The 6,989-nt window shown below is 68.6% G+C and carries 7 protein-coding genes and 1 pseudogene; all 8 read right to left on the reverse strand.

What is annotated here, in order from left to right:
• Positions 1-122: pseudogene (locus G3N93_RS30700) on the reverse strand (aldose 1-epimerase); the annotation flags it as partial.
• Positions 123-171: 49 nt separating this feature from the next.
• On the reverse strand, positions 172-978 hold the full coding sequence (locus G3N93_RS30705) for an SDR family NAD(P)-dependent oxidoreductase (RefSeq protein WP_206134636.1): 807 nt from the start codon (positions 976-978) through the stop codon (positions 172-174).
• Between the two features lie 29 nt (positions 979-1,007).
• Complete coding sequence (araH, locus tag G3N93_RS30710; protein WP_206124544.1) at positions 1,008-2,024, reverse strand: L-arabinose ABC transporter permease AraH; 1,017 nt, start codon at positions 2,022-2,024, stop codon at positions 1,008-1,010.
• 70 nt (positions 2,025-2,094) lie between these two features.
• Positions 2,095-3,606, reverse strand: coding sequence for an L-arabinose ABC transporter ATP-binding protein AraG (araG, locus tag G3N93_RS30715; RefSeq protein WP_206134637.1), 1,512 nt, complete (start codon positions 3,604-3,606; stop codon positions 2,095-2,097).
• Between the two features lie 67 nt (positions 3,607-3,673).
• Positions 3,674-4,669, reverse strand: coding sequence for an arabinose ABC transporter substrate-binding protein (locus G3N93_RS30720; protein WP_174939100.1), 996 nt, complete (start codon positions 4,667-4,669; stop codon positions 3,674-3,676).
• Positions 4,670-4,771: 102 nt separating this feature from the next.
• The gene (locus G3N93_RS30725; RefSeq protein ID WP_174939464.1) at positions 4,772-5,551 is read right to left on the reverse strand and encodes an SDR family oxidoreductase; all 780 of its coding nucleotides are present in this window, start codon (positions 5,549-5,551) and stop codon (positions 4,772-4,774) included.
• Positions 5,551-6,228, reverse strand: a complete 678-nt coding sequence (locus G3N93_RS30730) for a 2-dehydro-3-deoxy-6-phosphogalactonate aldolase (RefSeq protein ID WP_206134638.1) — start codon at positions 6,226-6,228, stop codon at positions 5,551-5,553. Before G3N93_RS30730 ends, G3N93_RS30725 begins: the two co-directional genes overlap by 1 nt.
• 22 nt (positions 6,229-6,250) lie before the next feature.
• Positions 6,251-6,989, reverse strand: a 739-nt coding sequence (locus G3N93_RS30735) for a 2-dehydro-3-deoxygalactonokinase (protein ID WP_206134639.1), incomplete at its 5' end; no start/stop codon positions are given.

Consider the following 6,989-nt stretch of genomic DNA (forward strand, 5'->3'; position numbering starts at 1 on the left):
TCGACGCCCTGCGCAAAGGCAGCCGTCTGCGGGCCGGGGCTGACCGGCTGCGCGGCGGCGGCCAGGCGCGCGCGGCGCGACTGGCTGGTGGACGACGATGCGCGCGAGGACGTGGCGGTCATGGTGAACTCCTTTCCTTCGTCGAAGAAACGATGCGGGTCGTGCGAACGGTCAGGCCCAGCCGCCGTCGACGATCACGTCCTGCGCGGTGATCATCCGGCTGTCGTCGGCGGCAAGAAACAGCGCCATCCGCGCGAGATCGGCGGGCAGCAGCTCGGCATCGAGGCACTGGCCGGCCTTGATCGCCGCGCGGCCCGCGTCGTCGAGCCACAGCCGGCGCTGCTTGTCGGTCATCACCCAGCCGGGCACCAGCGAATTCACGCGGATGCCGAACGGGCCGAGGTCGCGCGCGAGACCGCGCGTCAGCCCCTGCACGGCCGCCTTCGCCATCACGTAGACGGGATAGCCGCCGTTCTTCAGCATCCAGCTGATCGAGCCGAGATTGATGATCGCGCCGCCGCCCTGCTGCTTCATGTCGTCGATCACCGCCTGCGCGGCGAAGAACTGGTGGCGCAGGTTCACCGCGATGCCCGCGTCGAACGATTCGGGCGTCACGTCGCCGATCGCGTGCCGCGCGTCGTTCGCCGCGTTGTTCACGAGCACCGCGATCGCGCCGATGCGCGCGCGGATCGCGTCGATCGCATGGCGCAGCGCATCGATGTCGGTCAGGTCGCACTGGAGGAACAGCGGCGCATGACGGACGTGCGCGAGGCTTTCCGCCAGCGCGGTACCGGCCGCCGCGTCGAGGTCGACGAACGCGACGCGCGCGCCCTGTTCGGCGAAGTGCTCGACGAACGCCGCGCCGATGCCGGTCGCGCCGCCCGTGATCAGCACCGCGCGATCCTGGAGGCTCGGATACCGTGCGTAGCGCGCGTGGCTCGCGGCGTGCGGGTCGTGCGCGGAAGTGTCGATGGTCATGCGGTTCGTCTCCGTAAGAGCGGATCGGGTCAGTCGCGGACGCCGCGGTTCTTCAACTGGTCGAGCAGCACGGCTGCGAGCAGGATCGCGCCGCGCACGAGGTACTGGTAGAACGCGTCGATGTTCAGCAGGTTCATCACGTTCTCGACGGTGCCCATGATCAGCACGCCGATCACGACGCCCGAGATCGTCGCGCGGCCGCCCATCAGCGACACGCCGCCGAGCACGCACGCGGAGATCACGTTCAGCTCGAAGCCCTGCGCGGCGTTCGGCTGGCCCGACGTGATGCGCGATGCGAGGATCACGCCCGCGAGTGCCGTCACTGCACCCTGGATCAGGAAGATGTACACGCGTGTGCGTTCGACGTTGATCCCCGCGAGCCGCGAGGCTTCCGGGTTGCCGCCGATCGCCAGCGTGTTGCGGCCATATACCGTCTGGTTCAGCAGCACGCCGAACGCGATGAAGCACAGCAGCGTGACCCAGATCGGCAGCGACACGCCGAACATCGACAGCCCGCCGAGCGCGATGAACGTATCCGACGACACGCCGACCGCCTGCCCCTTCGACACGATGAAGCCGAGCCCGCGCACGATCTCCATCGTCGCGAGCGTCGTGATCAGCGCGTTGATGCGCAGGTATGCGATCACCGCGCCGTTCACGAAGCCGATCGCGGCGCCGGCCGCGACCGCCGCGATGATCGCGACGAACGTGTTGTCGGTCGCGTTCAGCACCATCGCGCACAGCACGCCGGAGAACGCGACGGTCGAGCCGATCGACAGGTCGAAGTCGCGCGACGCGAGACAGAACATCATCGTGCACGCGACCATCCCGATCTGCGAGATCGACAGCGCGAGGCCGAGCATGTTGTCGATCGAGAAGAAGTGATCGACGGTGAGCGACATCGTGATGAACATCACCGCGAAGATCGCGATCAGGCTGTATTCGGTCAGATGCTGCCACCACTTCTGGCGGTCGCTCTGCTGCGGAACCAGCGCGTCGGCCGACGGCTTCACGGCGGCGCTGGCAAGGTTTTCGTTGACTTGCATGATGGTGTCTCCTGCTCCTGCATCGCACGGCCCGCGCCGCGCGTGTTCGATTCGAATGTCGTGTCCCGCGTCAGGCCGCCTCGACGGCGCTCGTCTGCGGCAGCGCGAGGCTCAGCACCGCGTGCTCGTTCGCCTGTTCGCGCGGCAGTTCGCCCGCGATCCGGCCTTCGCGCATCACGACGATGCGGTCGGACACACCGAGCACTTCGGGCAGCTCCGACGACACCATCACGATCGCGCAGCCGCGCTCCGCGAGCCGGTAGATCACGTCGTAGATCTCGTGCTTCGCGCCGACGTCGATCCCGCGCGTCGGTTCGTCGAGGATCACGACCTTCAGGTCGGGCTCCGCGAGCCAGCGCGACAGGATCGCCTTCTGCTGGTTGCCGCCCGACAGGAAGCGGATCTTCTGCCGCCGGTTCGGCGTCTTGATCTTGAGCCGCTGGATGAAACGGTCGGCCGTTTCGCTTTCGGCCCTGCGGTTGATGAAGAGCCCCGCGCGCAGCGAATGGCGGCGGCAACTGATGTTGATGTTCTCCGCGACCGACGCGATCGCGATGATCCCTTCTTCCTTGCGGTCCTCGGGGCACAGCACGATGCCGTGGCGGATCGCGTCGCCGGTGCGCTTCACGTCGATGCGCGCGCCGTCGAGCGTCAGCACGCCCGCGCGCCGGCGATCCGCGCCGTACACGAGCCGCATCAGCTCGCTGCGGCCCGCGCCGACGAGCCCGAAGAAGCCGACGATCTCGCCCGCGCGCACCGAGAAGCTCGCGGGTTCACGCAATGCGGGGCCGTCGACGCCTTCGGCGGCGAACCGCACGTCACCGAGCGCACGCGGCGCGTAATGATAGATATCCGAAATCTCGCGCCCGACCATCTCGGCGACGAGCCGTTCGCGCGGCACGTCGGCGAGCGATTCGTGCGATGCGATCTTGCGCCCGTCGCGGAAGATCGTGCACGCATCGCACAAGCGGTAGATCTCGTCCATCCGGTGCGAGATGTAGATCAGTGCACGGCCCTGCGCACGCAGATCGTCGACGAGCTTGAACAGCACTTCGGTCTCGCGATGCGACAGCGAGCTGGTCGGTTCGTCGAGCGCGATCACGCGCGCGTTGCGCATCAGCGCCTTGCAGATCTCGACCATCTGCCGCTGCGCGATCGACAGCCGCCCGAGCCGCGCATCGGGATCGAGGTCGACGCCCATCGCGGCGAGCCGCTCGCGCACGAAGCGCTTCGCCTCGCGCTTGCGCACCCAGCCGAACGCATTCGGCAGGCGGCCGAGCAGCAGGTTTTCCGCGACCGTGAGGTCGGGCACGTACTGCAGCTCCTGGTGAATCACCGCGATGCCGGCCGCGATCGACGCGGCCGCACTCGCGAACTGCACGGGCTGGCCGTCGACCAGCACGCTGCCCGCATCGGGCTGGTATTCGCCGCCGAGAATCTTCAGCAGCGTCGACTTGCCCGCGCCGTTCTCGCCCATCAGGCCATGCACCTCGCCCGCGTGCACGTCGAACGAAATGCCGTCGAGTGCGCGCACGCCAGGAAAGACCTTGCCGATATTGTCAAAACGCAGTGCCGCTGACACGTCGTCTCCCCACTTCCGGATCGATCGACCGCCGGCCGCCGCATCGCCGCGGCAGCCGGCGGGCCGCTTACTTCGACGCGAGCCCCATCTCGTCGCGCACCTTCGACACGTTGTCGCGCGTCGCGAGCATGCCGGTCGTCAGCGTCAGCGCCGGCGGCGCCTTGCCCTGCGTGATCCACGTGTACATCAGGTCCGAGGTTTCCTCGCCGTGGCGCTTCGGGCTGATGATCACGGTGCCGTAGAAGCCCGTCGGCTGCGGCTTCTTGAACTCGTTCAGCGCCGAATCGGAACCGCCGATGCCGATGCCGATCATGTTGTCCGCCTTGAAGCCGCGCCCTTCGGCCGCGCGCACCGCGCCAAGCACGGCTTCGTCGTTCAGGCCGTACGCCACCCAGTGCTTGAACTGCGGATTCTTCGTGAGCGCGATGTTCGCCGCGTTGAATGCGTTCTCGGTGTCGGTCTTCGCCTGCGGCGCCGCGATCACGTTCGCCTTCGGGAAGCCGGCGGCCACCAGCGCGTCGGTCGCGCCGCTCGTGCGGTCGTGCGCGGTCGGCAGCTGCTCGTAGGTGATGTCGATCGCGCCGACGTCCTTCATGTCCCAGCCACGCTTCTTGATCTCGGCCGCGATGCCGTCGCCGACCTGCTTGCCGATGTTGTACGCGGAGATCCCCATGTGCGGGACCGACTCGATCGGCTTGCCCGCGCCATCGACGAGGCGGTCATCCACCGTCATCATCTTCAGGTTGTGCGACTTCGCCTTCGCGACGATGCCCGGCCCGAGCTTCACGTCGGGCGTGCAGATGATGAAGCCCTGCGCCTTCTGCGCGGACAGGTTGTCGATCGCGCTCATCACCTTTTCACCGGACGGCGCGCCGATCTTCACGAGCGTGAAGCCCTTCGCCTTCGCCGCCATTTCGGCAAACTTCCACTCGTCCTGGAACCACGGCTCTTCCGGCTGCTTCACCAGGAAGCCGATCTTGACCGGATCGGCCGCGTGCGCGACGGGGCTCCCGATCACCACCGCGGCCGCGGCGGCCAGCGTTACGAACGTTCTGCGTTTCATCTCCAGTGTCTCCTTGTCTTCATCGAACAGGATGCAGCCGCTTGTTGGTTTCGACGCAGCGTGCGCGCGGCCATCGCACGTGCGGTCTTTCGAATCGTTGCGTCAATCGTGATACAGCGCCGCGCGCCCGCCATCGACGGTGATGCACGCAGCATTGATGAACGGCGCTTCGTCGGACGCCAGGAACACGGCCGTCATCGCGACCTCCTCGGGCCGACCGATCCGCTTCATCGGCTGCAGCGCGAGCGTTTCGGCGCGTGCGGCGGCAGGGTCAGGTTGCGCGTCCCACCAGTCGCGCGTGAGCTGCGTCTCGATGTAGCCCGGCGCGATCGCGTTCACGCGCACGTTGCGCTCGGCGTATTCGATGCCGAGCGCGCGTGTCAGGCCCAGCACGCCATGCTTCGCGACCGGGTACGGGAAACAGCCCGGGATGATCCTGAACGCGTGCGTCGACGCGATGTTCACGATGCTGCCGCGACCGCGTTCGACCATCCCCTCCAGCGCCGCGCGGCAGCCGTGCCACACGCCGTCGAGGTCGACCGCGAAGCAGCGGCGCCAGTCGTCGTCGGTCATCGTCAGCGGATCGGCGAACACGTTGATGCCCGCGTTGTTCACGAGCACGTCGAGCGGGCCGAATGCCGCCTCGGTCTGCGCCAGTGCCTCGCGCACCGCATCCTGGCGTGCGACATCCGCCTGCAGCGGCAGCACGCGCGCGCCGGCGATCTCGTGTGCGATCCCGGCGGCGGTGCGCTGCGCCTGCGGGAAATCGAGATCGACGAGCGCAACAGCCGCCCCTTCGCGAACGAACGCGCGGGCGATCGCGGCGCCGATCCCTCGGCCCGCGCCCGTCACCATCGCGACCTTGTCCGCGAGGCGGCCCATCATGCGGCTCCGCCGCGCGCCACGCGCAAGCCGGCCTGGAACGCGCGCGCGTTCGCCGCGGTCGCGTCGGCCGACTGGCCGGGGCGGTACAGCGCCGAGCCGAGCCCGAAGCCGTTCGCGCCGGCGTCGAGGAACGGCTGCATGTTGTCGGGCGAGATGCCGCCGACCGGAATCAACGGCACTGCGCGGTCGATCACCGCGCGCCATGCCTTCACGACATGCACGCCGAGCTGCTCGGCCGGGAACATCTTCAGCACGTCGGCGCCGTTCGCAAGCGCCGCAAAGGCTTCGGTCGGCGTCGCCACGCCCGGCGCGCTCGCAAGGCCGCGCTCGCGTGCGCGGCGGATCACGGCCGCGTCGCTGTGCGGCATCACGATCAGCGCGCCACCCGCGTCCTGCACGCGGTCGACATACTCGGCGCGCAGCACGGTCCCCGCGCCGACGATCGCATCGTCGGGCAGCGCGCGCCGCAGCGCCGCAATGCTGTCGAACGGATCGGGCGAGTTGAGCGGCACCTCGACGATCCGGAAGCCGGCCTCATAGAGCGCATGGCCGTGGTCGGCCGCTTCGGCGGGCGTGATCCCGCGCATGATCGCGATCAGCGGGCACGAGTCGAACGCACGCATCAGCGCGGCATGCGGCGTGTACGGCGCGGGCAAGGTCAGGTCGGACGGCATCGAAGGTTCCTCTGCAAACAGTTCATTGGTCGGCGCAGACGGGCTCGCCGTCTGCGCGCACGAGCCCGGCGCGCGACGCGATCCGCCACAGGCCGCGGTCGGTCGCATGCGCGACGACGCGGGCATGCGGGTGGCCGAATTCCTGGAGCGCATCGGCGTAGCGCGCACATAAGCTGTCATCGCCGATCAGCAGCAGCGGCTGGTCCGCGAGCGCGATGCCGCGCTCCGCGAGCATCGCGTCGAGCGCATTGAGCTCATGGCCGATCAGCAGCCCGGACAGGTAGTCGCCCTGCGCATCGGGCGCGAGCCGGTCGGTCAGGCCGAGCGTGCGCGTGCTGAAGATCGTCGCGAGCAGCCCCGTGTGCTGCGCGCCGCGCGCAACCGAGACGCCGCGCACGAACGCCGCGCGATCGGGCGACGCGCCGGTGCGCATCGTGCGGCCGAGGATCGTGTGGTCGCGCAGCACCGCGAACAGCTCGCCCGTCATGAAGGTCTGGAAGCGCTCGATCAACCCGTCCCTCACCCACGCCCATTTCGCATGGGTGCCCGGCAAGCCGATCAGTACCCCTGAACGATCGGCGCCAAGCGTGGGATCGCTCGCGAGTGCACCGAATATCTGCGTTTCTTCACCGCGCATCACGTCGGGCAGTTCGCCCGTGGCGATGACGCCCGGCACGATCGAGATCGGCGTGCCGCGCGACGTCGTCACCGTGATGAGGCCCGCGACGAGCGCGTCGGCGCCGGCCGGCACCGCGACGTAC

The sequence above is a fragment of the Burkholderia sp. Se-20378 genome, assembly GCF_017104665.1.
Taxonomy (GTDB): Bacteria; Pseudomonadota; Gammaproteobacteria; order Burkholderiales; family Burkholderiaceae; genus Burkholderia; species Burkholderia lata.

Bases quoted from the DNA above. Each gene is read 5' to 3' on its own strand.
- araH (WP_206124544.1), bottom strand. From the start codon at position 2,024: ATGCAAGTCAACGAAAACCTTGCCAGCGCCGCCGTGAAGCCGTCGGCC.
- G3N93_RS30720 (WP_174939100.1), bottom strand. From the start codon at position 4,669: ATGAAACGCAGAACGTTCGTAACGCTGGCCGCCGCGGCCGCGGTGGTG.
- G3N93_RS30730 (WP_206134638.1), bottom strand. From the start codon at position 6,228: ATGCCGTCCGACCTGACCTTGCCCGCGCCGTACACGCCGCATGCCGCG.
- G3N93_RS30705 (WP_206134636.1), bottom strand. From the start codon at position 978: ATGACCATCGACACTTCCGCGCACGACCCGCACGCCGCGAGCCACGCG.
- G3N93_RS30725 (WP_174939464.1), bottom strand. From the start codon at position 5,551: ATGGGCCGCCTCGCGGACAAGGTCGCGATGGTGACGGGCGCGGGCCGA.